Origin of the sequence: Salinispora oceanensis (genome assembly GCF_000383575.1) — a bacterium.
Taxonomy (GTDB): domain Bacteria; phylum Actinomycetota; class Actinomycetes; order Mycobacteriales; family Micromonosporaceae; genus Micromonospora; species Micromonospora oceanensis.
Window position 1 is genome coordinate 5344163 of sequence record NZ_KB911579.1, and the last position, 24001, is coordinate 5368163.

Annotated in this window: 20 protein-coding genes and 1 pseudogene; 6 read left to right on the forward strand and 15 right to left on the reverse strand. The window is 66.3% G+C overall.

Going from position 1 to position 24001, the window contains the following annotated elements; genetic code table 11:
* The first annotated feature begins 225 nt into the window (after positions 1-225).
* Positions 226-570 (forward strand): hypothetical protein, encoded by a 345-nt coding sequence (locus SALPAC4_RS0124625; RefSeq protein WP_223874845.1) that lies wholly within the window; start codon positions 226-228, stop codon positions 568-570.
* A 245-nt stretch (positions 571-815) separates the two neighbouring features.
* On the opposite strand, the gene SALPAC4_RS0124630 is transcribed toward SALPAC4_RS0124625, so the two are convergent.
* The 3 genes from SALPAC4_RS0124630 to SALPAC4_RS25650 all read right to left on the reverse strand — a co-directional run bounded on the left by SALPAC4_RS0124630 (position 816) and on the right by SALPAC4_RS25650 (position 3459).
* Positions 816-1697 carry a TIGR01777 family oxidoreductase gene (locus SALPAC4_RS0124630; protein WP_027644789.1) on the reverse strand — a complete coding sequence of 294 codons (882 nt, stop codon included), beginning with the start codon at positions 1695-1697 and terminating at the stop codon, positions 816-818.
* Positions 1698-1964: 267 nt separating this feature from the next.
* Positions 1965-2594, reverse strand: coding sequence for a response regulator transcription factor (locus SALPAC4_RS0124635; protein WP_019872668.1), 630 nt, complete (start codon positions 2592-2594; stop codon positions 1965-1967).
* 61 nt (positions 2595-2655) lie between these two features.
* A complete protein-coding gene (locus SALPAC4_RS25650; protein ID WP_019872669.1) occupies positions 2656-3459 on the reverse strand; it encodes an ABC transporter permease in 804 nt (267 codons plus the stop codon).
* Positions 3460-3481: 22 nt separating this feature from the next.
* Here SALPAC4_RS25650 and SALPAC4_RS28750 point away from each other — a divergent pair, with 22 nt between their 5' ends.
* Positions 3482-3652, forward strand: coding sequence for a hypothetical protein (locus tag SALPAC4_RS28750; protein ID WP_223874846.1), 171 nt, complete (start codon positions 3482-3484; stop codon positions 3650-3652).
* Between the two features lie 315 nt (positions 3653-3967).
* Here SALPAC4_RS28750 and SALPAC4_RS29040 read toward each other — a convergent pair.
* Positions 3968-4771: pseudogene (locus SALPAC4_RS29040) on the reverse strand (ATP-binding cassette domain-containing protein); the annotation flags it as partial.
* A 401-nt stretch (positions 4772-5172) separates the two neighbouring features.
* Here SALPAC4_RS29040 and SALPAC4_RS25665 point away from each other — a divergent pair.
* Positions 5173-5847, forward strand: coding sequence for an MFS transporter (locus tag SALPAC4_RS25665; RefSeq protein WP_019872673.1), 675 nt, complete (start codon positions 5173-5175; stop codon positions 5845-5847).
* 517 nt (positions 5848-6364) lie between these two features.
* Here SALPAC4_RS25665 and SALPAC4_RS28075 read toward each other — a convergent pair.
* From SALPAC4_RS28075 to SALPAC4_RS0124710, 11 genes are all read right to left on the reverse strand, one after another.
* Positions 6365-6559 (reverse strand): hypothetical protein, encoded by a 195-nt coding sequence (locus SALPAC4_RS28075; protein WP_019872674.1) that lies wholly within the window; start codon positions 6557-6559, stop codon positions 6365-6367.
* A 99-nt stretch (positions 6560-6658) separates the two neighbouring features.
* Positions 6659-7948, reverse strand: a complete 1290-nt coding sequence (locus tag SALPAC4_RS0124665; RefSeq protein WP_019872675.1) for an MFS transporter — start codon at positions 7946-7948, stop codon at positions 6659-6661.
* Positions 7945-9282 carry an ATP-grasp domain-containing protein gene (locus SALPAC4_RS0124670; RefSeq protein WP_019872676.1) on the reverse strand — a complete coding sequence of 446 codons (1338 nt, stop codon included), beginning with the start codon at positions 9280-9282 and terminating at the stop codon, positions 7945-7947. Before SALPAC4_RS0124670 ends, SALPAC4_RS0124665 begins: the two co-directional genes overlap by 4 nt.
* Positions 9257-10345, reverse strand: a complete 1089-nt coding sequence (locus SALPAC4_RS0124675) for a C45 family autoproteolytic acyltransferase/hydolase (protein WP_019872677.1) — start codon at positions 10343-10345, stop codon at positions 9257-9259. The genes SALPAC4_RS0124670 and SALPAC4_RS0124675 overlap by 26 nt, the downstream gene beginning before the upstream one ends.
* Complete coding sequence (locus SALPAC4_RS0124680; protein WP_019872678.1) at positions 10342-10956, reverse strand: GNAT family N-acetyltransferase; 615 nt, start codon at positions 10954-10956, stop codon at positions 10342-10344. The genes SALPAC4_RS0124675 and SALPAC4_RS0124680 overlap by 4 nt, the downstream gene beginning before the upstream one ends.
* A 1-nt stretch (position 10957) precedes the next feature.
* Positions 10958-11242 (reverse strand): phosphopantetheine-binding protein, encoded by a 285-nt coding sequence (locus SALPAC4_RS0124685; RefSeq protein WP_019872679.1) that lies wholly within the window; start codon positions 11240-11242, stop codon positions 10958-10960.
* The gene (locus SALPAC4_RS0124690) at positions 11239-12762 is read right to left on the reverse strand and encodes an AMP-binding protein (protein ID WP_027644792.1); all 1524 of its coding nucleotides are present in this window, start codon (positions 12760-12762) and stop codon (positions 11239-11241) included. Before SALPAC4_RS0124690 ends, SALPAC4_RS0124685 begins: the two co-directional genes overlap by 4 nt.
* Complete coding sequence (locus tag SALPAC4_RS0124695) at positions 12755-16063, reverse strand: non-ribosomal peptide synthetase (RefSeq protein WP_019872681.1); 3309 nt, start codon at positions 16061-16063, stop codon at positions 12755-12757. The genes SALPAC4_RS0124690 and SALPAC4_RS0124695 overlap by 8 nt, the downstream gene beginning before the upstream one ends.
* Complete coding sequence (locus SALPAC4_RS0124700; RefSeq protein ID WP_019872682.1) at positions 16060-18363, reverse strand: class I tRNA ligase family protein; 2304 nt, start codon at positions 18361-18363, stop codon at positions 16060-16062. Before SALPAC4_RS0124700 ends, SALPAC4_RS0124695 begins: the two co-directional genes overlap by 4 nt.
* Entirely contained in the window at positions 18344-19411 is a 1068-nt protein-coding gene (locus tag SALPAC4_RS0124705; protein WP_019872683.1) for an NAD(P)/FAD-dependent oxidoreductase, read from the reverse strand. The genes SALPAC4_RS0124700 and SALPAC4_RS0124705 overlap by 20 nt, the downstream gene beginning before the upstream one ends.
* Complete coding sequence (locus tag SALPAC4_RS0124710; RefSeq protein ID WP_050565006.1) at positions 19404-20732, reverse strand: lysine N(6)-hydroxylase/L-ornithine N(5)-oxygenase family protein; 1329 nt, start codon at positions 20730-20732, stop codon at positions 19404-19406. The genes SALPAC4_RS0124705 and SALPAC4_RS0124710 overlap by 8 nt, the downstream gene beginning before the upstream one ends.
* A 690-nt stretch (positions 20733-21422) precedes the next feature.
* On the opposite strand from SALPAC4_RS0124710, the gene SALPAC4_RS0124715 reads away from it, so the two are divergent.
* Genes SALPAC4_RS0124715 through SALPAC4_RS0124725 form a run of 3 tightly spaced genes read left to right on the forward strand, consistent with a single transcriptional unit; the run spans position 21423 to position 24001 of the window.
* Positions 21423-22205 carry a thioesterase II family protein gene (locus SALPAC4_RS0124715; RefSeq protein WP_019872685.1) on the forward strand — a complete coding sequence of 261 codons (783 nt, stop codon included), beginning with the start codon at positions 21423-21425 and terminating at the stop codon, positions 22203-22205.
* 18 nt (positions 22206-22223) lie between these two features.
* Positions 22224-23078: an isocitrate lyase/PEP mutase family protein gene (locus SALPAC4_RS0124720; protein ID WP_019872686.1), complete on the forward strand. Its 855-nt coding sequence runs from the start codon at positions 22224-22226 to the stop codon at positions 23076-23078.
* Positions 23075-24001, forward strand: a complete 927-nt coding sequence (locus tag SALPAC4_RS0124725; protein ID WP_019872687.1) for a beta-ketoacyl-[acyl-carrier-protein] synthase family protein — start codon at positions 23075-23077, stop codon at positions 23999-24001. The genes SALPAC4_RS0124720 and SALPAC4_RS0124725 overlap by 4 nt, the downstream gene beginning before the upstream one ends.

Genomic DNA, 24001 nt, shown 5'->3' on the forward strand with positions numbered 1-24001 from the left:
CGTCGGCCGTGAAGGAACCGGACGGTGAGCGGGAACCTGCCCAAGAGAAGCAAACATCGATAGCATCGGGAAGTCGGCAGCACGTTGCACGGCGGCACCGCCGGAGCCAGGACGACAACGACAGCGGAGAAGACGCGGATGTCTCAGCAAGCCGTTACGCGCAACCGCAGATGGTCGCTCACCGTCTCGGACAATCGCTGGTTGTTCGCAGCCTTCCTACTCACGATGACGGTGAGCGCCGCGCTGCTGTTCCTACCGCTGGTCGAGGGCGCCGAGAGCACCGTCGTCGGCACGCCCATGGAGGCAGGCCAGCCCGCCGGGACGGTGGAAACCACGGACCGAGAGAGCTTGCTAGAGGTCGCCGATTGGGATGCGGCCGCCCTGCTTCTGATCCCGGTGGCGGTGGCCGCCGCCCCGCTGGTCACGCCAAGGCGCGCGCGGCGGCCGGTGGCGATCGCCTCGGCCTCGGTGCTCGGCATCAGCGTCATCCTCGGTGCGGCCTCGGTGGGCCTTTTCTATCTGCCCAGCGCGATCTTGTTGGTGGTTGGTGCGATTCGACAGCGCGCCTGAGCCATCATGTCGGCGCTATCGGACTCTTCCCTTCACCAACCTCGTTGAGCGCTGGCGCGCGCGGGCCGATATCACCTGCTGCGACCTACGGCGCGCGGCGCCACGCCGTGGAGGACCCGCCGGCCGAACGGGCCGCGGCGCGTCAGCGCCGCGCTGGGGGTTCGCGTATCGAAGTCCTTAACCTCGGTCCCCGTACGGTCGCGACCGCCGGTAGCCTCTCAGCCGGAAGGGGTGTCGTGGCCTAGTCACAGCAGCGCTCGCAGGCAGCCGTCGAGGGTCGGGTAGCGGAATTGAAACCCCGCCGACAGCAATCGCCGTGGCAGGACCTTCGCGCTCTGCAGCAGCAGCTCGTCGGCCACACCGGGCAGCGCGATCCGCGGCAACAGCGGGGGTACGGGAATGACCGGGCGCCGCATGATCCGCCCCAACGTCGCCGCGTACGCCGCATTCGTGATCGGGTTGGGGCTGGTGACGTTGAGCGGGCCGGCTAGCGCTGGAGTAGCGAGCGCGAACGTGATGGCGCGCGTGACGTCCTCGAGTGCCACCCAGCTTTGGTGACGCCGCCCGTGCCCGAAGCGGACCACCGGCCCGACGAGCGCGGAGCGCCGCATGGCCACCAACATGCCGGCGTCGCGGGCCTGGATGACCCCGAGCCGGGTCTGCACCACCCGACAACCGTGCTCGGTGGCCCGCGCCGCAGCGGCCTCCCAGTCTTGGCAGAGCCGGGCCAGGAATCCGTCCCCCGGCCGACTCTCCTCGGTCAACTCTTCGTCCCCGCGATCGCCGTAGTAGCCGATCGCCGACGCGGTGACCAGGACCGGTGCCGACCGCGCCCCGGCGAGAGCCGCCACCAACAGGTTGGTGCCGTCGATGCGGGAGCGATAGATCCGGTCCCGGTTCTTGGCGGTCCACAGCGTACCGATATTCGCTCCGGCCAGATGCACCACCGCGTCGAGGTCGGCGAGGTCGGCCCGGGCCAGCCGTCCCTCGGCCGGATCCCACTGGATTTCGCTGGGCTGCGTCGGCAGCCGCCGCGAGACGCGCCGGACCTCGTGGCCTTCGGCGCGGAGGTGCTGAACGAGTGCCGTGCCGACCATACCGCTGGCACCAGTGACCGCTACCCGCAACGAGCCCCCTCTCGGGTGACAGTCCCGCCATCATATCGGCCACTCCCGACAGTTTGAGGGGGCGGACTACGAACTTGATCTTTAACCTGTGTGGTTTTCCCCCGCCGCCAGACAGCAGTGACGCACCTGACCGGTATCTCCCTGTCGCTACCGCAGTTTTGCGCTCGTTGTCGTCTACCTTGCCGGCGCAGGCCGAGTAGGCCCCCCGCCGGTCGACAGTAGGACCTGGTGGCGGTGCGGTCGGGTCTCCGGGTTGCCGGCCCAGGATCAAAGCCACCCGTTGTCTCGCGCCGTACGGAAAGCCTCCGCCCGGTTGGCCACCTTGAGCTTGCTGACTGCCGCGGAGAGGTGGTTGCGGACTGAGCCGATCGACAGATTGGTACGACGCGACACCTCGGAGACCGGCGTGGCCAACTCAGCCAGCCGCAGGACGTCCAGCTCGCGAGGGGTCAGCGGGCACTCGGGGGCGGTCAGCGCGTCGGCCGCGAGCGCCGGGTCGACGTAGCGCCCGCCGCCGTGCACGCGGCGGATCACCTCCGCCAGTGTGCCGCCCGGAGCGCCCTTGGGCAGGAAGCCCTTGGCACCCGCGGTCAGCGCCCGATGCAGATGCGGCGGACGGCCGTGTCCGGTGAGGATCACCACCTTGCAACCCGGCAGGACGCGGGCCAGCTCAGCGCACACCTCCATGCCGTTCAGGGCCGGCATCTGCAGGTCGATCACGGCGACGTCCGGCCGGTGGGCGCGGGCCGCGGTCAGCGCGCCACGCCCGTCGAATGCCTCAGCCACCACCTCGATGTCGGGCTCCAAACCGAGCAGGGCGGCGAGCCCCGCCCGGATCAGATCCTCGTCGTCGGCCAGCAGCACCCGGATCATCGGCCCGACGCCGTCGTCACTCATATCATCCGCACCTTCACCTCGTCTGGGCCTCTCCCATGGTGCACCATGGGCCGGCGGCGTATCAGACGTGCCGGGGCTCCCACCGGAAGAACCGGCGGGTCAGCCAGGCACCGATGACCAGCCACACCAGCAGCACACCGGCCGAGGGCAGCGCGTTCAGGTGACTGTCCCAGAAGCCGAGCGCCCGGCCCCCGTCGGTCTGTCCCAGCCACCCGACGCGCAGCATTTCGGTGATCGGGCCGGTCGGCAGGAACCACAGCACCCGCTCAATCGGCGCCGGTAGCGCGCCCAGCGGCAGCAGGGCACCCGGGGTGGCCAGGAAGATCACCATGGACGGCAGGGTGGTCAGCATCGCGGCCTCGGAGCTGCGGGTGACCGCGGACAGTACCGCGGCGAAGACGGCCATCACGGCGGCTCCCAGCAGCAGTGCAAGCAGGATCACCAGCGGGTGCCGCGGTACCGGCAGGTCGAGCACCAGGATGGCATAGAGCACCAGTACGGCGGTCTGCGCCAAGAAGGTGAGCACGGTGCTGCTGGCGGTGCCGAGCAGGATGGTGCTGTCGGACGGCAGACCCACACGCATCCGCTTGAGCACGTTCTCCTGCCGGCGCGAGGCGTAAACGGTGGTCAAGTGATGGTGCACCACGAAGACCACGATCAGCGCGGTCACGCTGACCGCCCGGCGCACCCCGGAGACCGCTTGGCCGCCGTATCCGCTGGTCAATAGCAGCCCGATGAGCAGCGGAGTGACCACGGAGAGGGTAGTGGCGGTCCAGTTGCGCCGCAGCGCCAGCAGCTCCATGCGCAGCAAGGCGAGCATCTGCCAGGACGGCCGCGCCGCCCGATCTGTCGTGACGGTGGTCATCGGACTTCCCACGTTCCAGTCGGTGACCGGCGTGAGCGTGCTCGTCGGCGATGTCCAGGAAGACGTCCTCGAGGGTGGCCGGGCGCGCGGAGAGCCCGTACAGCCGCACTCCGGCGGCTTTGGCCCAGTCCAGCAGCCGAGAGAGGTCGCCCTGCAGGTCGCGGGTCTCGTAGGCGACGCGATCGCCGTCTAGCGAGAGCGTGCCGTGCGGCAGGTCGGGCAGGTCGGACCGCTCCGGTATGCGGAACGTGATCCGCGCCGGCAGCGTGTGCACCACCTCCTCGGGCGTCCCGTGAGACACGATGTGCCCGCCCTGCATGATCGCCACTCGGTCGGCGAGCACCTCCGCCTCTTCGAGGTAGTGCGTGGTGAGCAGGATGGTGGTCCCGCCCGCCTGCAGCTCGCGGATGACATCCCACGTGCGGCGCCGCGACGCCGGGTCCATGCCGGCGGTCGGCTCGTCGAGGAAGAGCACCTCCGGCCGGCCCATCACGGCCAGCGCCAGCTCCAGCCGCCGGCCCTCGCCGCCGGAGAGCTGCTCGACGGCGACGTCGGCCCGGTCGGCCAGCTCCACCGTCTCGAGCATGTCGCGGGTGGTGCGCGGACGGACGATGAGCGCACGCCAGGACTCGATGGTCTCGCGTACGGTCAGGGCGCCGGTGAAACCGCCGTGCTGGAGCATCACGCCGGTCCGCGGACGCACCGCGGAGCGGTCGGCGATCGGGTCCAGGCCGAGCACCCGCACCTCGCCGGAGGTCGGCCGCTGCAACCCCTCGAGCGCCTCGACCGTGGTCGTCTTGCCGGCGCCATTGGTGCCCAGCAGCGCGAACAGCTCGCCGCGACGGATGGCCAAAGACACCCCCCGGACCGCCTCGAACCGCCCATAGCTGCGACGCAGCTGGTTCACCTCAATGACGACGTCTTTCATGACATCAGCCTGTCCATCCGGGAACCCAATGCCAATCCCCGTGTTGTCATGATTCGACTGTGTCGTTTGCACGGTTGACCCCTGCACTGAACCCGCCCCGGACGTGATCCTTTCCCGCGCGGTCATTCGGGCCCGGACCGGCCCGTCCGGTCGGCGATGGCGAACAGGCGTCGGCGGACATCGCGCAGCAGGCGGTTGCGAACACCGTGGTGTCCAGCATGGTGCGGGCGACGTCGTCGGGGTGGAAGGCGCCGACCGCGGTGAACCCGACTCTCCGCGGCCGGCGCGGACCAAAGCGGTAAGCGACGCAGTCGCCGTACTCGGCGCGAAGGTGCGCTCCAGGGTGCCGAGCATGTCGGCTTCGAAGGCCGGCACCACCCCCATCAGTGGGTGGCCTGCAGGGCCGGGGCGGCGGGGTCACGCCGGCACCCGGAACGGTGCGACGCCCACCGGAAGGTCGGGCAGCATCGAGACCAGCGCCTCCAACTTCGACCAGGTCATCGTCATCTGATCGAGGTTGGTGTCGCTCACCGTCAGCCCTTGCCGGGCGAACGTGCCGGACAGCCAGGCACGTTGCTCCGGATCCGCGTCGCCGCGGGAATTCCGACGGGTGCGGCCACCATTCCCTCCAGCCAGGGAGACTTCTTCCAGCGAAATTAGCCCGGCCGCGCACACTTGGGCAATCGCGTCCGGCGCCGATTCGACCGATTCATTCCGCACAATTACCGGTCGATTGGCAAATCATTCTCAGCGTCCTCGCGCTCATCATCGCCGCCCTCATCGCCGTGCTGCTGCCGACCACCCGACCGGAGGAGAGCCACGCCGCGTACGGCTCGGCCCCGGACCGCCGGCACTTCTTCGTGGTGCTATTCACCACGGCGGTGGCGATGACCGGTCTGTACACCGGCTTCACCTACATCGGCGAGTTCATCACCCAGAACGCCGGCTTCCCGGAAAGCATGGTGGGTCCACTCCTGTTCGTCTACGGCGGCGCGGGAATCATCGGCGTCGCGCTATTGGGCCACCTGCTCGACCGACACCCGCGCAATTGCCTGGTGATCGCGGTCGGCGTGCAGACAGCCGCGATGCTGGTGCTGTTCCAGTACGCGGGCAACCAGGCCGTGGTCATCGCCGCCCTCGCTCTGCTCGGGCTTTCCGCCGCACCCATCTTCACGGCCACCCAGGCGCGCATCCTGCACGTGAGTCCCGGGCGTACGGAGTTCGGGTTCACCGCGAATTCGGCCGCCTTCAACGTCGGCGTCGCAGCCGGCGCATTCGTCGGCGGTGCCGTGCTGTCGGCATTCGAGGTCCGCGGTGCGTTCCTCGTGGGCGCATTGCTGACCCTCGCCACCGTGGCCCTCCTGCTGAGCGAGCCGTTGCTGAGCACGAAACGGCACCGCGGTCGCGCCGGACGGGAGTCCGCCGACGTCGCACGACCCTGCACCGCGCCCCGACCGTAGGCAGCCGCGGGACGGCGGGCGACCCGTTGACCTGGGGCCACCCCCCGGATGTGGGACTCCCCCGCTCCGCCGACCCACCGACGGTGAGCGGCAAGCATGCGCTGCGGCATGGTGCGGATGGTCTTTGGCCGGTGGCCGATCCGCTTTCTCCGGCGTAGGGTCGGTGACCGCGTACTCTCCGCGGCGCGCTGCCCGAACCATGCCGAGGCAGGACCACCGTTCTGCCGCCAGCGAACCCGTTTGTCTCGCTGCGGGGCGCTGTTCATCGAACCTCGCCGCCATAGCTCGGACTACACCTGTCGTACACCCCGGACACGCAAACGGTGTGGGCAAGTGTTGACCTTACCGCGCACCGTTGGGATTCGGTTCGTGTCCGAGGGGCCACACGAACCGCTACCCCACCCCCGATGACGATCGTCAGAACCTTGAACCTAACGCGAGAATAGGCGCGCTCGGGTGACCGCTTCGAACCCTGACCGTCGGTTGCTGGACGCCGGCGCCCGCGCTGAAGCAGGACCTACTCCAACGACTGGAACTGGCCCGGGCGTGGCACCTCGCCCGCACCAGCGACGACCTCGCCGTCGACCAGCACGACCTCGACCTCTGGCTCTCCGACAACCTCGACGCGCCCGACCACGAGATCGGCCTCGTCGTCCGGCGCGCGCTGCCGGCAGACGAAAACGACGCTGTCGAGTTGATCGATGTGCGCCAACGGCTCGACACGACCTCGAGTTGGGAAGACGCTACCCGCATGGTTCTGACCGTTAGGGTCGCCTGCCTCTCATCCCGAGGGGTCATCGACCGACTCCACTCACTGACCGGCTCGCGCTACAGGAGGCTCTTCTCGGTCCGCCGCCGCGTCGGCAATGGTCTCGATGGCCGGTTGCTCGCCTCGTGGTTGGCGTACGGCCGTCACAGCTAGCAGTGTGGCCAGCACGGAGCTTAGTGCGATGACCAGCCACACGCTGTGACCTAGCTGAACGAAGAGCCAACCTCCCGCCATCGGCCCGACCGCCGTTCCAAGCCCGAACATAAACTGAAAGCTACCGATATAGCGAGACTTGAGGGACGCGGGTCCGGCTACGGCGGGATACGCGAACGCCGCCGGTCCACCGATGATCTCACCAAGAGACCAAATCAGCGTGCCGCCGATGATGATCGCTGGCCCCAGCGGGAGCGCATAGAACGCAACACCTGCGCCGAGTAGACCAAAGGCCAAGCCTATCGTGACCTTGAAGGGCCAGTTCTGAGTGACCTTGGTGAGCAGAAGCTCGAAGGCGATGACGATGAACCCGTTGAGCGAGACCGCCGCCGTGTACCAGAATATGGGCGTCCCCTCGGCCGTCATGTCAAGTGGCAGGGTGGAAAGGTATTGCACGTAGACGGCGGAATGCAGGAACGTCGCTACGAGATAGCTAAGGAACCGCCGATCCCGCAGCAGGTCGGAGTAGCTACCTTGGTTTGAGTCCTCCGCCGGGTCGACGGTCGGCCGGACGCGGCTGCGGGCGGGCAAAGCGACCCATGCAAGTCCCGCGTACAGCAGCGCAATCGCCGCCTCGCCCCAGAACAAGAGTTCATACTGTTGGCGCCCCAGGTTGTAGAGGGCAAATCCGAGTAACGGGGCGGCCATTGCACCTAGATTCAGGCCGAACCGGTACATAGCGAAGATCATGACCTGCTGATCGTGTGGGGTGAGTTCGGACAGCAGGGTCGCCGATGCCGGTCGGTAGAGCTGCCCGCCGAGACCGACCAGGGCTACCGCGAGGAGCACCATCGGGTAGTTCGGCAGAAATAGCAGCGAGGCGATCAGCACACTGGAGCTGGCCATGCTGATCACAGTCGCATTTCGGGCACCGAGCCGATCGGCCAAACCGCCGCCGATCAGCACGCCGACGACTGCACCGCCACCGTAGACACCGAGCGCCAGCGCGGCCTGCTCGGTGCTGTATCCCTCGGCTAACAGGTACAGGACAAGAAAGATGTTGAGGAAGCCGCTGAGCCGGTTAATGAAGACGCCCGCGAGGATAGTCTTCACCGCCAGCGGCGCCTGCCGAAACGTGGAAGTGATGGCGGGGCCCTTGGCACCCTGGCCGTACGTCATTGCGCAGAGTCCGAAACGTGCACGGTAATGGCCGCACGCACTCGCCGTTCGAGCTCGTCGAGTTCCGTCTCCACCGGTGCGTCGATGAAGAAGGTCACCACCCGGTCGTCGGACTCGCGCAGCTCACCCAGTCGACTGCCGCGGTCCTTCAGCACGAAGACCGCGCGCAGGGTAGGCGGTTCGTCGGAAGCACCCGGGGGCACCACCGGCCAGACGCCGGAACCGCTCAGCCAGAGCGGTCGAACCTCGGGCCAGTCCACGGCCACGTCGTTCAAGGTCCCAACCGGGTGCTCGAGGTAGACCTGTCGGGTGAAACGCCGCGGTGAGGGGTACGAGGCGGGCTCCCCCAACGAGATCCGCATGATCACCGGCTCCAGCGCGGCGCCCGTGGCCAGTTGGTACAGCGCGAGCAGACCGTCGCCGGGGGTGCGGGCGGCGACCTCCATTAGGTACACGCGACCACGCGCGTCCACTCGCCACTCCGAGTGGGCAATGCCGCTACCGAAGTCCAGCCGTTCCAATAGCTGCTGGTTCGCATCGAGGAGCATCGCCTGCACGTCAACATGGCCCTCGGGAACACTATGCGAAATCTCCACGAAGGTGTTCGCGTGTGACTCGGTGGTTTCCTTGCGGGTCACCGAGGCGAAAATGGTCTTGCCTTCCTGTACTAGACACTCGACCGAGTATTCCTGCCCAACCACCTTTTCCTCAACCAACAAATGTTCGTGTTCCGGGTAGCTGGCCACAGCCTCAGCTAGTTGAGCCGGGGTTTCGACGGTGATGACGCCCGAGCTGGAGTGCCGGCTCGCTGGCTTAAGCACCGCCGGAAATGGCGCCGCGTACGGGTCGAACGCGGCGCGCTGCCCGCCTGGAACAGTCACTGAGACAGGGCTGAGCTCACTCAGGTACCACCGCTGCAGGTACTTACTGCGACAGACCCGGCTCGCCCGAAGGCCCGGACCGGGCAGCCCGAGAGCGTCGGCGACGATGCCCGTGGGCTCCACCAGCGTCTCGCCCACCGCGTAGACGCCCCGGATCGTATACCGGTCGCGCCAGTTTTGTGCCTGGGCGATAGCGCCGGCAGTGAACGACCCCTCGACGTCAAAGGATCCCTCCACGAAGGCAATCTCGTCAATCATCTGGGCGACGTGCTCCGGATCCTGCTGAGCCGCCGTCGCACGCTTCCGCCAGCTCTCAGCGGTCAGTACCAGGATCTTGAGGCCGCGCCTCCGTAGCTCCGTGAGATACAGGGGGTTACGACAAACGACGGCGAACGCGCCAGTCAGAATGAACGCCGGGGGGCACCTATCAGCCGGGTTGGTCTGTTGCGTCATCTATGTACCTCTCGGAGTTGTCGGGCTGCGGCCGGAAGACTCTGGTGGTGGCACGGGACGGGTCGCCAGGGCGGAGGTGTAGCTCGCCTTCGGCGGGCAGCATCACGACAGCAGCGACGCTTCGTTCACGCCGGATGTCCCCGCTGTCCGGCACGCAGACCGGCGGCTGGGACAGCAGCCCGAAGTGCTGCTCCGGTTCGGCGTCGCCGGTCAGCCGGGCCAAGCCCGTGCGGATGGCCGCAAGCCGGTTGAGGGACGAATTGCGCGCGAAAATGTTCAGCTCGTCGCTGCTAACGAAATCGGGGTGCAGAAAGTGGTTGGTATGCGTGAGTTCAGCACCAGAGGTCACCCGGATCTCCTCGCCGAGGATCTCGACATAGGCAGCCAATCGAGTGTCACAGAGCATGATGGATCGGGAGCTGGCCAGCGGTAACTTCCCGAGGATCTCAACAGCCTGCTCGACGGTATCAGCGGTATCGAGGAGGTGCCGGATGGCCAGGTAGGGCGGGATCCCGGGTCGCCAGACACCGCCGAGTACGAGATTGAGCCCGACAGCCAGCCCGGCGCTGTTGACGCCGAGGTAGCCGAGGAGGCCGGCGAAGCTCAACACTATGGCCGACCGATGCGGACGTACGACATGCAGCACGGCGATCTGGTCATCGAGGTTCCCGTTGAGGTCGACGGTCTGCGCGAGCACCGGCTGCCCAGCCGAGCCGGTGCGCGCATAGGTGGTGCAGTCACCGATGGTCGGAACCCGGTGGTAGCCGAGGATTTCTCGACGCAGCTGCAGCAGGTGCGCGAGGTCGTCGTCCAGTCCCGCACCGCGCCCCAGGCCGACTATCTCCTCGGCCAGGGCGGGCGTTGCGGCGGCGATCACCGAGCGGTAGGCCGCCACCGTCGGCCGCAACTGCGCGAGGGTGACCGGTTCCGGCAATAGCCGGTTCAGCCGGCAGAGGGCATCCTCAACGAAGGCGTGCAGTGCGACTCGCTGGGCTTCGCCGTGCAACAGGCCGACGGTGAAGGCGTCGCCCTCGGCCCTGACCCGTGTGATCGCCGGACTCATTCCGCCCTGCCGACGCGCAAAGCCTTCGGACTGGTAGCCAACTGTTCCTTTACGTCGGGCCACTCGGAGCGGACGATGCTGTAGAAGACAGCGTCCCGCCGCCGGCCGCCGGGCATGTAGTTGTAGCTGCGGAGTATGCCTTCCTCGCGAGCGCCGATGTTCCGCAGACCGCGACGTGCCTGCTCGTTGCGCATGTCCGTCTTGAACTCCACTCGCTCGGCCTGCATCCGCTCGAAGGCGTGTTCCAACAGCAGGTACTTGGCCCAACGGTTGACGCCCTTGCCTTGGAACTCGACACCAAGCCAGGACCACCCAATCTCCAACCGTCGATCGGTCTCGGCCAGGTTACCAAAGCTCATGCTACCGGCAGCGAGGCCAGCACTCTTATCCGTGATGTGGTAGACGGCTCTGCGTCCGGCCTCGTGGTCGGCAAGAGTGCAGTCGAAAAACCGCTCGAAGTCTTCCTCTGACTCGACGAGCGACACGAACCATCGCCAGATCTGCCGATCCATCGCAATCGCGCGGATCGCCTCGCGATCCGCCGCGGTGATCGGGCGCAGCAGGACGTGCTCGTTTTCGAGGGTTGTCGCCGCGATGTCAGACCAGCCCATCTCAGGCCTCCTGCTGCCGACCGACAATGCCGCTCAGCGCGTCAACCACGTCCCGCAAAGTGTGCATCCGCGCCACGTCCTCTTCGGTGAGATGGCTCAGGCTCACCCCGACGTCCTCGCACAGTGCGGTCAAAAAGAGTACTTTGTTGAGCGACGTCAGCCCATAGTCCGCGGCGAGGTCGGCGTCCGGAGCGAAATCGGCCGGCGCAACTGCCCCGTCCAACGCGCTGGAGAGGCTGTCGCGCGCCGCCCCGTTCAAATCAACAGATGCCACTTCCGAGCTCATGAAAGTCCTCCGTTAGGGTCAGTTATCTCGTTTCGGTACCGGTCAAAAATGAGCCGACGTCGGGGCTTGTACTGCGAGGTAAGCAGGTCGTTCTCGATGGTGAATGGCTCGCTCACCACTACCTTGCGGATCTGCTCGTCGGGGCCGGATGCGGCGTTCGTCCGAGCCAACTGGGCGTCGATCTCCGCCAGGTCGGCTGGTTCCGTCATCGGAGAGATCACGGCGACCAGGTAAGTCTGACTCGGGCAAAAGAGAATGCAGTGCGCCACTGCGGGGCTGCGTCGCATGTGCTCCTCGATCGGCTGGACGACGACCTTGCGCCCGTTGTCGAGCACGATAACGTCGTCGGCTCGCCCGGAAATGTGCAGGAAGCCGTCCTGGTCGAGGTAGCCCACATCGCCCGTGCGAACGGTCCGCGGCGCGACAAAGACACGCTCGGAATCGCCCGGGGCGGAGTGCTCGTATCGCTCGCTGACCGGGTAGTCGCTGCGGACACTGATTACACCATCCGAATCGAACAGCACTTCCTTACCGGGCAGCACCTTCCCGACACTCCCTGCTCGATGTGCACCGGGATAGTTTTTGGCGACGATGCAGGTTTCGTTGAGGCCGTACCCCTCGTAGATCGACAGTCCCAGCTCGCTAAAAAAGCGCAGCGTATGGTCGCTGGCCGGCGCTGACCCGGTCCACAGGTAACGGATCTGCGGACCAAACAGACGTACGGCCGCGTCGCGGCGAGCGTCCTTGCCTCGACCGCTCGCGGGCGTCACTCGGGCCGCCCGGGCTTCGATGTGCGCCCGGGCCGTCTCGAAAAAGCCGGGCACCCCCATCACGACAGTGGGTCGGACCGTGCTCAGGGCGGCGAACGCGGACTCATACGTCGAAATGGTGATGTCGTGCCCGTACCGAAGCGCTGAGTAGATCCAGTACCGCTGCTGGAGTAGCGAGAGGGGTAGGAAGACGAACAGATCGTCGCCCGGTCCGTGCTCGAACATGTGCTGCACGGCCCGCAGCGAGGAGTCGATGCTGCCCACCGTGGCGGCTAGGCCCTTCGGCTCTCCGGTGCTTCCGGAGGTGAACTTCAGGGTGGTCACCTCCCCCGAGGCGTACGCCACCGGCGGCAGCACGACGTCTGGACCATCAGCGAGGTTACGCACCAACTCGACGGGGTGGACGCCGTCGCCGTCGGTCCGCTGGTCGGTGAAGAGCAGGCGCAGACCGTAGCGCGCCCGCAGTCGCGCGTCGGCGGTGAACTTACCCGGTTCCAGGCCGGCGGTAACGACCTTCAGACGCAGTGCAGCTAGGTCCAGCAGTACCCACTCCAGCCGGTTGCTTGCCAGGATGCCGATGCGGTCGCCGGGGCCTACCCCCATCCGACGAAGCCCAGCTGCCACCCGGCCGGCACGCTCGTAGAGCTCGCGAAGGTCCATCGATTCGCGGGCACCAAGCCGTACGAAAGAGATCCGGTTGCCGGCGGCGGGCGGATGGGCCACCACGTGATTCATGATCGACTCAGTCATCCCGGAGCCTCTCCAGAGTAAGCAGGTGAGCCGCCATCGCTCGGACGGTTTCCATCTCCGGCAGTCGGGCTAGTGGAATCGACACCCCGTACCGTTTCCGTACCGCGGTAAGGATGCGGGCGGCGGCTATCGAGTCGCCGCCGAGTTCGTAGATAGTGGCCCCCAAATCGACCATGGCAACACCGAGGATCTGCATCCAGAGGTCGGCCAGCTGCGCCTCGACGTCGGCGGCCCGTCCCCGGGCAACGGTGGCCGGGCCGGTCGGGGTCTCCTTTACTACGGTGGCGCTGAGCCGGGAACGGTCTACTTTGCCGTTACGGGTCAAGGGCAGCTCGTCGTGCCACACCATCAGCGACGGCACCATGTACTCCGGCAACTGCACGCGCAGCGCCCGCCGCAGCTGATCCTCGTCCGGGCGCTGGATGCCGTCGGAGACCAGGTGGGCCACCAGCCGTACTCCCCCGACACCATCCTGGCGGACCACTACCGATTGACGTACACCGTCGAGGTCGACGAGCCGGGTCTCCACCTCCCCCGCTTCGATTCGGTAGCCATTGATTTTGATCTGGAAGTCGGACCGCCCGAGAATGGCGATGCTGCCGTCGGGCAGGTATCGACCCAGGTCACCAGTACGGTAGATGCGGTCGGCGCGTTGTTCGTCGTACCAGAAACGTTCAGCGGTACGGGTCTCGTCGCGCCAGTAGCCCCGAGCCAGCCCGACCCCGGCAGCGCAGATCTCGCCGGTGACCCAGTCCGGGACGTCGAGGCCGTTCCGGTCCAGCACATAGGCCCGGTTGTTGGCGTTCGGCCAGCCGTACGGAATGCTATGGCCCTCACCACCGTCCGGCTCAATCGGGTAGAGGATGTTCCAGATGGTCGTCTCGGTCGGCCCGCCCAGCGAGACAACTTCCAGGCCGGGCCGCAGCTTGCGCAGCGCCGGCGGTAGTGCCGGCGGGATCCGGTCCCCGCTCATCATCACCAGTCGCAGACGGGCCAGCGGCTCGGCGCCGTCTGCGACTGCCTGTTCGTGCACGAGGGACACGATGGCCGGCACGGAGTTCCAGAGCGTTACCCCGGCCGTGGCGCAGAGGTGCAACCAATGGGCCGGGTCCGCCGCCCGGTCAGCGTCCGGCTGCACCAGGGCGGCGCCGGCGGAGAGCGCGCCGAACACGTCGTACACGGACAGGTCGAAGTTGAAGGCACTAATGGCAAAGAAGCGGTCGGCGGGGCCCACCCGGAACCGGCGGTTACAGTCAGTAATCACGTTGAGCAAACTGCGGCGGCTGACCATGACGCCCTTCGGCTGCCCAGTCGTCCCCGAGGTGTAGAGAACGTACGCTAGATCATCGAGATCGGCATCCGGCAGCGGCTCAACCGGGGGCGGGTCGCCCGTTACCTCGCGGGTCAGGTCGAGGACGTCAGTGTCGGGCTCATCGGCCGCGTAGCCGACGTTGGTCAGCACCATCCGAACCTGGCCGTCGCGTAGCAGGTACGCACGCCGCTCGGCTGGAAGCCCTGCATCAACCGGCAGGTAGGCGCCACCGGCCAGCACGGTGGCCAGGATGCCGACTACCTGCTCCGGCCCACGGGTCATGACCAGGCCGACCAACTCGTCCCGATGTAGTCTGCGGGCACGCAACCAGGAGGCGGCGTGGCGGACCCGGCGGTAGAGCTCGCCGTAGCTGACGGTCTCGGCCCCACTGATTACCGCCGGTGCCTCCGGGTTCGCCGTGGCGTGGGCGATGAACGCGTCGGTCAGCGTCTCGTCCAGCAGTTGAGCGGCGGTGTCATTGGCCTGCTGCCGGCGGCGCCGCTGGTCGGCCGGGAGCAGGTCGAAGGAGTGGTTGTTCCAACGGGACTCGTCGCGCAGTTGTTCCAGCAGTGAGCGGTAGCCGTCGGCCAGCGCGTCGAGCAGCCCTTCGTCGTAGAGCGCATCAACGCCGTCGAGTTGCACGACCAAGCCGCCGTGCTGTTCCATCGCGAAGGCATTCAGCCAGACCTGCGGTGTCTGGCTGACCGAATACACCTCTTTGCCGAACAGTTCCAGGGTGGAGCCATCCACATCCGGTTGGGGATGGCCGATGGCGCTATTGAAGGTGTACTGCGCTCGGGACTCGCCACGGCGGCCCAACTCCCGCAGCACCTCCACCCCGGAGAAGTGGCGGTTGTCCAGGTCCTGGTGTAGTCGGGCCTGCACGGTACGGGCACGTTCCCGGAAGGTGGTGCTCCGATCCACCGACAGCTCGACCAGGATCGTGTCGGAGAACTGACCGATCGCGTCGAAGATGCGGGGATGAATTGGCGGCCGGTGGGCCACGGTGGTGTTTACGGTGAACCGTTCACCCGCCCCCCAGGTGGACAGCGTTTCCGCGTACGCGGTCAGCAGCAGGGCCGACGGGGTCAGCCCCGCGGCCGCCGCATGGGCGCGGACCGCCACCCAGCCGGCAGCGTCCAGCCGTACCTCGCGTTGACGGAACCGGGGGTAGGTAATCTCCGCTGGGTTAGTGCGCAATGGTAGATCCGGCCGGGGAGCGAAGTCGTCGAGCCGCGACATCCAATACGCCTTGGACCGGGCAACCGGCGGCTGGCCGGCGGATCGCTTCCGAGCGTCGACGTACTCATGGAACGGCAGCTCGCCCGGGTCCTCCCCAGCGTTGCCCTGATAGGCCTGCCACCAGGCACGAAAGAACAGGAACATGCTGATCCCGTCCATAATCAGCCCATCGTGGCTGACGTGCATAACCATGCGATCAGAAGTGAGCACGGTGACCGCGACGTCGAGTAGGGGCGCGCGGTCGGCGGGCAAAACCAGGTGTGATCGTTGCTCGCGTAGCTTCGCCAGGCGCTGTTCCTGGACGGCCGGCGACTCGCCCCGAAGGTCCTGTTGCGCGATGGTCACGGCGAGCGGTGACTGCTGCTCGACTTGGACATCCTCGGCGGGAAAGCGGCTACGCAAGCCGGGGTGACGGTTCACGACGGCCGCCAGCGCAATTTCCAGCCGGTTGATGTCCCACACACCCTCTATCTCGTGGTAGACCTGACTAGCCACATTGCCCAGATCGAAGACGTCGCTGCGGCCAATCAAATAGCTGCGCTGCAGCGGGGTGAGCGGGAACCGGGCCGCCTGGTCCCCCGCCTGGCCGCGGAGGTGGGCAATCAGCTCGGGCTTACGCTGCCGGATCCGGGACACCAGGTCGGCATCGATCCGCTCCCGCGGCCCCTGCAGGCGCAGATCGGCGTCGGCGAGGCTGATTGTCAGACCGCGGGCGGTGATGTCCTTCAACAGTTGCGCGACGCTCATGCCGGCCTCCCGGCCGAGACCGCCCGCTGCCGGGACAGCAGGCGGGCGAGGCCTGCGAGGTCATCTACGCGGGTGAGGTCCTCGATCGGCACGTCCTGCTCGAAGCGCTCAAGGATCTGGTATTGCAGCGTCATGATCTGCAACGAGGTCATACCTAGGGCGGACAGGGAGCGTCCGGCGAGCGGGGCGTCGGCGGGAAGTCGCAGCAGCTGCCGTACCTGCTCGTCCAGCCAGCCGACGGCCTGCCCCATGCCCTTCAAGGACTCTTCTGCTGGCTCCGTTGCCGTGCTTGCCCCGGTCGCGGAAATGGTCGGCGAAGCCAGCAGCGGTTCGGTGAAAAAGACCCGTCCCGCAAGGTCAATCTTGTTGCCGGCAGGCACCAGTTCGATCGTCTGGGGCCACTCACGCGGCGTCTCAAGACCGAGTGCTTCAGCCAGCTTTGCCGCAAAGCGGGGCATCACCGGTGCTGCTGCGTGTGCCAGCAGCCGGGCAGCGGCCAGTTCCAGGGCAAGCGTGGTGCGGCTCTCGTCACACCAGCGCGCGATACCGGCGATGGGACCGTCCATCCTGGTGAGGCGCAGGGCATCGGCGACAATGCCGTCAAGTTCCTCCGCAGCCTGATTGAGGGAAAAGCCGTCTTGCCCGAGGCATCCGGTCAGCGCGGTGCGGCGCCCGTCGAGCCGAGCCAGAAAGGCGATCTGCTCTGGGGTCCAGGTGCCTGCGTCCGGCGCGGCTCCGTTAAACCGCTCCGCCACCCGGCGGCCCACGTCGTCAAGCCAGCGCTGCCAGGTCCCAATCAGAGTACGCCGCACCTCGTTCTGGTACGCGGCTCGCTCGAAGTTGGTCCGGCGCCCCTCCGGACGGGTACGGCAGAGATAGAAGCGTACGGCGTCAACGGTATCCGGGCCGAGGATCTCCTTTCCCCAGATACCATGCCGCCGACTGGTTGAAAACTTGCCCTCGTCAAGCAGGTAGAACTCATTGAGATGGTAATCGATGTCCGGCTTCCACTGGGGGAAGGCCAATTGGTATAGCACCGGGTAAAGCATGGCGTGGTAGAAGCTGTTGTCATAGCCGAAGAAGTGGACGATCTTCCAGTCCGGTGCGGGGTGGTCCGCGCGCCATGGCTGGTTCAACCGCTGACCAAGGACTTCGATGCCGTGCAGGAAGCCGTAAGACATCTCCGGCCACACCCAGATCACCTGGTCGGTGACGTCGTTCTCCGCCGGCGGGACGCCCCAGCTCGACGGATGAGTGATCGATAGATCAAACGGCCTCCGGGTGAAGACTCGCTCGGCGAGTTCGCGCAGGCGGGCCGGCACGCGGCCGAGGCGGTGATGCGCAGCCACGTCGTCGCGGAACTCGTGCAGCGGCAGCGAGTACCGGGTCACCTCGCCGAATCGCGGGGCTCGGCCCTCCGGTTGTGAGACCGGGTTGACCAGGTCCACGCAGGTGTTCGGCTCGCCGCACTCCTCACAGATGTTACCGCTGGTGCCCTCACCGCAGCCCGGACACCCGCCGGCGACATCGACCTCGTACAGGTATGCACCAGTGTCCGGATGGAACAGCGCGGGCGCGCGCAGCGGGGCGACCCACCCGGAATCGACCAGCCGGCTGAAGAAGGACCGAAGCCCGTCGCGGTAGGTCGGGTCCTGATCGGTTACCGTATACTGATCTAGCTCGATATCCATTAGGCTGAGAGTGGCGGCGATCTCCGCACTGAAGCGTGCCGCAGTCTGCGCGGGTTGGCAGTTGTCCCGGCGGGCGGCTCCCACGACGTAGCTCTGGTAGTCGTCGCTGCCGGTCAGATGCCATGCTTGGACGCCGTTCATTCGCTGGAACCGGACGTAGGCGTCGGCTCCGAGGTACGGGCCGGACAGGTGACCGAGATGGAGGTCCCCGTTCGGAGTGGGAGGCGTCGAGAAGACAAAGACCGGCCGCTCGTCGAACCGGCGCCGCGGCGAACGGCCCGCCGCCTGGATGGCGAAGCCGGCGGCGCGCCAGTAGAAGGTGGCGAAGACAACATCCTCGCCCCCGACGTTCTCGAGCACGTGGGTCTCGAAGGGGTCGAACTTGGCGACGGCCCCCGGTCCAACCGGGTGCCGCGCACCGTCAACGATCAGTTCGCCCTGGCCGGCGACGATGACGAAGACCTCGATCTCGTCATGCTGGTGGGCGTCGGAGCGGCAACCTGGCGCCACCCGCCCCCACCCCGCGCCGACTCCGATATCCGATATCTCGCTCATATCGATGCCGAAAGCTTTGTGCAGCGCCGTGTCGTCATAGGTGCTGATGATCACGAAAAGCTCCTTGTCGTGTGGACACGTCGAGTAGGCCACAGGCGGCTCGGGCGATGGCCGGGGCTAACCGGTAGCCGGAGCCGTTCGCCGCTCCGGCAAAAACCAGCCGCCGATCCGGGTCGAGATACCGGACCCGAGGCTCGCCGTCCCCGCTGTAGGCGTCGCAGAACACCCGGCCTCCGACGCAGCGCCCAGCCAGTGCGGGCGCATGTCGACGCAGGTAAGTAAGGGCCTCATCGAGGTTCCGGGCGGAAAGCCCGGTGGTGAGTTCGTCGGGTCGTACGTCCCATTCCCGGCAGGTGTAGCTGAACAGCCAGTGGCCGCGCTCAAACAGGGGGAGCAGGAAGGCGTCCTGGTCCTCGAAGACCACGACGTCGTCGTCGATGCTTGGGGCCTGCTCGATGTGCAGGGCCACCACCTTCTTGACCCGCGCCCCGAGCGGTGCCGTCAGATAGCTCCAGGCCGGGTCGGCCAGCCATGGCCCGGGCGCCAGGAGGACCTGGCCAGCGCGCAAGTCCGCCCCCGTGCCCAAGGATACGGTGACGCCATCCGGGTCGGGGGTGAGCTGAGTCACCCTGGTGCCCTCGTAGAACTGCACGGATCCTCGCAGCTTGGCGGCGAGTTGCTGGGTCAATGCCGCGACGTCGGCGTACTGGCAGCCGTCGCCGCGCCACGCCTCGATGCCATCGGAGAGGCGTACGAAGGATGGCAAGGCGGTGCGGCGGAGCCCGGCCTCGGCGAGATAGGACTCGTGCAGCCGGACCGGGTCGGCGGTGAGCACGACCATTGGCACCGGGTGGATCGGCATGCCTGTCCAAGACCGCGCCAGCCGTTCGTAGTATTGCTGACTGTAGGCGGACATCCGGCGTACCTGCTCGCTGCCACCACGCGGAAAGTGCAGCCCCGCGGAACGGCGGGTTGCTCCGCTGGCGATGATGTCTCGATCGAGTACGACAACCCGACTCCCAGGCACGCGGGCAACCAACTGCCAAGCGGTGACGCAGCCGATGATTCCCGCCCCGACGATGGCGACGTCGATGTCAGCCAATTCTGATCTCCGAGTCGAGCTCATCAGCGGGGGCCTTGGCCCACCACTCGATAAAGGAGGGAAGCTGCTCGGTGCTACGCACCCCCCGTATCCGGTCTACGATGCGCTGGCTGCGCCAGGCGACAAGGCTGAGATTAGGGTCGGCAAGTCCGCGCTGCTGCCGCGCGCCGTTCTGGACGAAAATGTTGCGGTCCGGCGGGCCGTCCCAACGGACCGCGAAGGAATCGTCGACGGCGAGCTCTAGGCCCTCATGCTGCAGGCGGTGGGCGATGGGTGCCAGGAAATCGGTGCTCGCTGGCCGAAACCCGGTGGCCCATACGATGAGGTCGACCTCCACCTGCTCGACGACGTTCGGATCATCATTGTGTCGCGTGGTGATCGTCCACCCTGACCCGCCGGTTGGGGTCACGTTGGTGAGGGCCCGGTTCGGATACAGCGCGATCAGGTCTTGGCGGCCCTGCACGAACCGGTGAATGTAGCTGACCTGATAGATCTCGCGAAGCGTGCTCTCCGAAATGCCGTCACTCGTCAGCACGTGCCGGACATTGAAGGCTTCGCGGTTCGGTAGCGGCAGATTGGCGAAATGGTCCGAGTGGCATGGCATATAGTAGTCGTTGGTAAACGGAGAGTCATCAATGGGGAAGAAGTTGCTCCTGCGGGAAATCCAGGAAACGCGACGCGGCAACCCGGCACCGCTACGACTGATGAGATCAAGAAACGCCTCCGCGCCGGATTGCCCGCCGCCAACGACACCGACCCGGAGACCCGCCAGATTCTTTGCCTTCGTGATGAAGTCACTAACATGGAACTGCGTGTCGTCGCCGAGACTAGCCTGCGGCGGGACCCATGGTTGACTCCCTACCCCGATCACGACATTCTCCGCGGTTACAGTCCGCTTCGACGTGGTCACGACGAAGGATCCGTCGAAGTCGACAGAGGTCACCTTCTCGCCGAGGAGAACGTTCGGATTGCGCTGGCAGACCCACTCCAGGTAGTTGCGGAACTCTTGCCGGGGCACGGCCTCGAACTGAGCGTTGATGAAGTGATAGATGCGCCCCTGCGAGTGCAGATAGGATAGAAAGGAAAAGGCGCTAGTCGGATCCGCGAGGCTGACCAAGTCTTTGAGGATGGACACCTGCAGCGAGGATCCGGGGATTTGTTGACCATCATGCCAGCCGAATTCCCGGGACTTCTCAAAAAAGACATTGGGCACATCATGTCGGCCATGGAGCAGCGAAGCCAGGCTCAAATTAGACGGGCCGACTCCGACGCCGACGCACCGATAGTCCGGAGGCCTTCCGGGTTGCGCATCCAAGGCCATATGCATCCAACCTTCCGTGCTTCCTCTTAGGCGACTGAAACGTCGCGAATCCTTTACGACGAGCGTCTCGAGAGCAGCATGATGGGGACTGCCCCTCAGCCTATAATGTGGGGCAGACAGAATTCTTCGGCACGGTCTTTCTGCTGCGCCGCGATGAAAAACACGGTCGGGGCCACTTACGGAGCCCGCGCTCTACGCAGGCTGCCATTAGCACGGGGCAGCGTATTCCGAATTATGGTCGCCGCAGCAAAGACTTTACGTGCTGCAGGCTCGGCAAATACCTCGGAGAAAAACCGGAGGCTATCCGGCTACACGGTATGAAACAAGCACTGAACACCCCCGTACGAGCTGCTCTTACCATTCAGATGCTGCGCCTCTATCCCCTACTCGGCGCGTCGCACCGCCGTAAATCTACCCACAGCATTGCTGGCCGTCAACCCCCAAAAATCACCGGCAACACTCGGAGCTGTAGCTACAATCGCAGCAGAGAAAAGTCCGTTTCGCCCCGGCGGCGACTTCAGGCTAAGCCCCGCCCGACCACTCGGGATCTCAACAATGTAGCCAACCTTGAAACGATATATGAACAGATTGACTGACCGACTGATGAACGATCACCGGCACTCGATGGTCGTGACGGTGCGCTAATCTCTCCTGGGAGCGGGAGCTATCCATGTTCGGCGAAGGAATCGAATGTCCGACCTAAACTGGTTTGCCTACCATCCGACCAACTCCGCGGCGCCGGCCCGCGTTTTTTGCTTCGCGCACGCTGGCGGCAATCCCCGGGCGTACTTGGACTGGCAACGATTGCTCGAGCACGACGCGCAGGTCGTGGCGGTCTGTCCGCCCGGTCCTCGCCGGGACGACCAGCCCGCGCTGACCAGCGTCGCCGACCTGGCAGCGGCCGCAGCGGTCGCCCTGTCGACGGCCATGGACCGTCCCAGCTACCTGTTCGGTCACAGCCTGGGCGCTCTGGTGGCCTTCGAGGTCGCCCGTCGGCTCCGCGACCACCCGCAGCTCTATCGGCTCATCGCCTCCGGGTGTGCCGCGCCGAGTCTCCTGCCGTCGGAGCGGGTGCGCCGCATCGCCCACTTGCAGGGCCGGGAGTTCGCCGAGGCCGTGGCGTTCTTCGGAGGTCTCCCGAACGAGGTACTCGCCGACGACGACCTTCGGGAGCTGCTGCTGCCGGCGGTGGCGGCAGATTTCCGCCTGGTCGCCCACTACCGTTACCGGCCCGCCGCTCCCCTCTCCCTGCCGGTCAGCCTGGTGAACGGCCGCGACGACCCGCATATTGACGCGTCAACACTCGACCCATGGCGTCGGGAAAGCCAGGAGGAGCCGGACCGCCACTGGGCCGAGGGCGGCCACTTCTACCTTGTGCAACAGCCGTCCGCGCCAGTAAAGCTGATCCGGTCGTTCTTGCGAGACGACGCCCTCGGCGCGATGAGCGCCGGGACCCATACCGAACTTATCTGACCGAGAAGGGTTCACCACATGCCGCTCAACGCTGCTGACCAGCACCGTCGCGCCGTCGAGTTCCGTGACCTGCACGCGGCCTCCGATCCATTTGTGATCCCGAACCCATGGGATGCGGGCACGGCTCGAATCCTCACCAGTCTCGGCTTCGCCGCCCTAGCGACTACAAGCGCGGGACTGGCCTTCACGCTCGGTCGCCGGGATGGCGCTAATCTCGTCAGCCGCGCGGAAACACTGGCCAACGCGGCCGCAGTGGCCGAGGCCACGCACCTTCCCGTCTCCGCGGACCTCGAAAACGGCTTCGCCGCCGACCCCGACCAGATCGGTGAAACGATCCGGCTCGCCGCCGATGCGGGCCTGGTCGGCGGATCGATCGAAGACGCCACGGGGCGACCAGAGTCACCGGTGTTTCCGTTCGACGTAGCAATGGAGCGCGTGGTCGCGGCGGTGGAGGCGGCCAAGGCCCTGCCGTTCCCGTTCACCCTTACGGCACGCGCGGAGAACTTCCTCTATGGCATTCCGGACCTCGAGGACACAATCCGTCGTCTGCAGGCGTATGAAGCGGCAGGAGCGGACGTCCTGTACGCGCCTGGGCTGCCCGACCTCGCTGCGGTGCGGGCGGTGTGCGCAGCGGTCGGCCGACCGGTCAATGTGCTCGCTGGCGGCATGGGCTCGACTTGGACGGCGGCGGAACTCGCTGCTTGCGGGGTGCGCCGCATCAGCATCGGCTCCGCGTTACCACGTGCCGCGCTGGCCACCGTGCTCGCCGCGGTCACCGAGATCAAGGAGCAGGGTAGCTTTGGGTTCGTCCACGACGCGTTGCCCTACAAGCAGGCCAATGCGTTGATGGCAGCTCATGGGGAGCACTCATGACCACCGACCCCACGCTGCTATGCGCTCCGCGGTACATCCTCGGTGAGTTCACCGAAGACCACAGCCTTGTCCGGCACCTCTATCGGCGGGCCGAGGAACTTCGCATGCCACTCAAGCCCGAGCTGTGGGGATGGGGCTCGATCCACCGGAGCGAGCGCGGCCTCGACGACCTCGCAGTGGAGAGCGCGGCTACAACGCTGGCAGCCGCCGCAGTGGTACCGTCTACCGTGGATGCCATTGTGCTGGCCTGCACCCGGTTCCCAGGTGGGCCCGAGACACACGGTGGTTTGGTTCGTTCGATTCTCACTCGGCTGCGACTCGACCACGCGGCCTTCTTTGGCGTGACACTGAACCGATGCACCAACATGCTCGCTGCCCTTCAGCTCGCCGACGCGCTGGTACGCGCGGGAGCGTACCGCAGGGTGCTGGTGGTGACTACTGACCGGGTAGCTGACGAAGCCACCCGGATGGAGAGCTTCGCGCTGTTCAGCGACGGCGCGGCAAGTTGTCTGGTCGCCTCCACCCCGGTCGGGAACGAATGCTATGCAATGCTCGGTTGCGCCACCGCCCAGGATGCCGAGAGCCTGGACTGGGGCAACGAGATCAACGCCGGACTGGCCCGCGAAGTCAACCACGCACTCCTCACGCCGCATGGCCTAACGGCCAATGATCTTCACGGTTTGTTCCATACAAACGTGTACAAGCCGATCGCTGTCCTAAAGGAAGCCCAGGCAGGCTTCCGGCTGGATCAACTATGGACGGACAATATCGCCAGGGTCGGCCACTGCTTTGCCGCCGACCCACTGATCAACCTCTCCGACCGGGCCGCCGCCGGCGGTCTGGTCGACGGCGGGCTCTATCAACTAGCTGCCAGCGTACCCGGATCACGCATCGGCGTCCTGATTCAGAAGCTGACCGCCTGA

What these genes read in the sequence shown, in the direction of transcription:
- SALPAC4_RS0124670 (WP_019872676.1), bottom strand. Translation starts at nt 9,282, where the DNA reads ATGACGCAACAGACCAACCCGGCTGATAGGTGCCCCCCGGCGTTCATT.
- SALPAC4_RS0124675 (WP_019872677.1), bottom strand. Translation starts at nt 10,345, where the DNA reads ATGAGTCCGGCGATCACACGGGTCAGGGCCGAGGGCGACGCCTTCACC.
- SALPAC4_RS0124710 (WP_050565006.1), bottom strand. Translation starts at nt 20,732, where the DNA reads ATGGCCTTGGATGCGCAACCCGGAAGGCCTCCGGACTATCGGTGCGTC.
- SALPAC4_RS0124680 (WP_019872678.1), bottom strand. Translation starts at nt 10,956, where the DNA reads ATGGGCTGGTCTGACATCGCGGCGACAACCCTCGAAAACGAGCACGTC.
- SALPAC4_RS0124690 (WP_027644792.1), bottom strand. Translation starts at nt 12,762, where the DNA reads ATGACTGAGTCGATCATGAATCACGTGGTGGCCCATCCGCCCGCCGCC.
- SALPAC4_RS0124635 (WP_019872668.1), bottom strand. Translation starts at nt 2,594, where the DNA reads ATGAGTGACGACGGCGTCGGGCCGATGATCCGGGTGCTGCTGGCCGAC.
- SALPAC4_RS25650 (WP_019872669.1), bottom strand. Translation starts at nt 3,459, where the DNA reads ATGACCACCGTCACGACAGATCGGGCGGCGCGGCCGTCCTGGCAGATG.
- SALPAC4_RS0124695 (WP_019872681.1), bottom strand. Translation starts at nt 16,063, where the DNA reads ATGAGCGTCGCGCAACTGTTGAAGGACATCACCGCCCGCGGTCTGACA.
- SALPAC4_RS0124725 (WP_019872687.1), top strand. Translation starts at nt 23,075, where the DNA reads ATGACCACCGACCCCACGCTGCTATGCGCTCCGCGGTACATCCTCGGT.
- SALPAC4_RS0124715 (WP_019872685.1), top strand. Translation starts at nt 21,423, where the DNA reads ATGTCCGACCTAAACTGGTTTGCCTACCATCCGACCAACTCCGCGGCG.
- SALPAC4_RS0124685 (WP_019872679.1), bottom strand. Translation starts at nt 11,242, where the DNA reads ATGAGCTCGGAAGTGGCATCTGTTGATTTGAACGGGGCGGCGCGCGAC.
- SALPAC4_RS0124720 (WP_019872686.1), top strand. Translation starts at nt 22,224, where the DNA reads ATGCCGCTCAACGCTGCTGACCAGCACCGTCGCGCCGTCGAGTTCCGT.
- SALPAC4_RS0124665 (WP_019872675.1), bottom strand. Translation starts at nt 7,948, where the DNA reads ATGACGTACGGCCAGGGTGCCAAGGGCCCCGCCATCACTTCCACGTTT.
- SALPAC4_RS0124625 (WP_223874845.1), top strand. Translation starts at nt 226, where the DNA reads ATGACGGTGAGCGCCGCGCTGCTGTTCCTACCGCTGGTCGAGGGCGCC.